The sequence below is a fragment of the Sphaerisporangium sp. NPDC049002 genome (genome assembly GCF_040649355.1).
In the GTDB taxonomy this organism is placed as follows: Bacteria; Actinomycetota; Actinomycetes; order Streptosporangiales; family Streptosporangiaceae; genus Sphaerisporangium.
In genome coordinates, this window is record NZ_JBEZFH010000446.1 from 1 (window position 1) to 1,494 (window position 1,494).

1 protein-coding gene is annotated in these 1,494 nt (G+C 67.1%); it reads right to left on the reverse strand.

Going from position 1 to position 1,494, the window contains the following annotated elements; all coding sequences use genetic code 11:
• Nucleotides 1-27: 27 nt before the first annotated feature.
• The gene (locus tag AB0B89_RS36400) at nucleotides 28-1,338 is read right to left on the reverse strand and encodes an ISAs1 family transposase (RefSeq protein ID WP_358562338.1); all 1,311 of its coding nucleotides are present in this window, start codon (nucleotides 1,336-1,338) and stop codon (nucleotides 28-30) included.
• Nucleotides 1,339-1,494: the final 156 nt, after the last annotated feature.

A 1,494-nucleotide genomic window follows, 5' to 3' on the forward strand; every position in this document is an offset into this window, starting at 1 on the left:
CAGGGCCCCGGCGAGTTTGTGATTTGGTCAGCTTGATTCCCTCACTTCCATCTTGAACAGATTGAGGGTGCGTCGGTGGCTGTAGACGTGGTGGCGCCGGCCGTGGGCGATGTTGACGTGGCCCGCGTGACGCAGGGCGCCGATGGCGAGGTTGCGGAAGGAGGCCAGGGCGCGGGGAATGGTCCCGGTTCGGGCCTGGCCGGCGTCCTCGTGGAAGGTCACGTCGCGGACGTGGTGGGTACCATTCTCGATGGCGTTCCAGTGACCACGCACGTAGGCGGCGATCTGTGCTGCCTGGGCCTGTTCGGCGGTCAGATCGGTGATGCCGTAGACCACTTCCTTGCTGCGACGCTGCCCGTCCAGGCCGCCGCGATAGCGCAGGATGCGGAACACCTGAGCGGCGTACGGGAAGTCAAGGCCCTGTGCCGGGGCCACGCGGGTGATCCGTTGTTCGGTACGGCCGTGCCCACGATCGTGCTCGATGTGGGTGGCGCCGGTGAACGCCGCATCGGTGCCGGTCAACGCCTTGAACACGGCGGCGTGCAGGGTGGGCTGATTGGCTTTGACGATCAGGACGTAGTGGCCGTGATGGTTTGCGACCAGGCAGCGGGCGGAGCTGCGCTGGGTATGCAACGCGTCCGCGGTGATGACGGCCCCGACCAGTTCCCCGGGGTTCACCTGGTCCAGCAGCCCGTCCAGGGCGGCGATCTCGCTGGTCTTGGCGGGGATCTGACGTTGGGCACGCACCGTGGCGTCGGCGTGGGCGGCCAGGCCGAGCAGATGGACCCGGCCGTCCTCGCCACGGCGGGCGCCCCTGAGCGTCTTACCGTCAGCGGCGTATCCCCTCAGCAGCCCCGAGACGAGCGCATCCTGGCGCCTGGCGACACGCCGCGCCTCCCGCTCGGTTCGCCGATCGGGCCAGGCCGGGATCGGGCCGCGGTCCTGCGGCCTTCCTGTGGCAAGATCGCCCAGGAAGCCACCGATCTGCCGGTCGAGCTGTTCGCCGTCGAGGTCGGCCAGGACCCGGCGCATCGTCCGCTCGCTGGGCGGCTGGTGCAACCCGGTCAGCGGATTGCGCCACACCAGCAGGTCAGCCAGGACCGGCTGGGGCGCGTTGTCGGCCCATTGCTCGATCGCGGTCAGCGAGTCACCGCCAACGGCCACGGTCGCACACGCGATCAACGCCAGGACCGATGCCAGCGAATGCCGTCGTCCACGCCGCGACCGCGGATCGGAAACCATCGCGAACCGATCCATAAGACTCAGCCGACTCGCCGAATCCAGAACCGATTGCTCAAGCTGCTCGCGGTCGGCAGCGCTGATCAGCGATGATGGCACGACAGGCACGGTTTCCTCTTCAGATCAGGTGGCCTCAGATACCTCTGATCTTCGGGAACCGTGCCTTTCCATCTGTGGCGGCTTGGCATTTCCTTACCTGCGTAGCCGTATGTTTATGAACGAACCCCATCAAAACCTCAACTCGCCGGGGCCCTG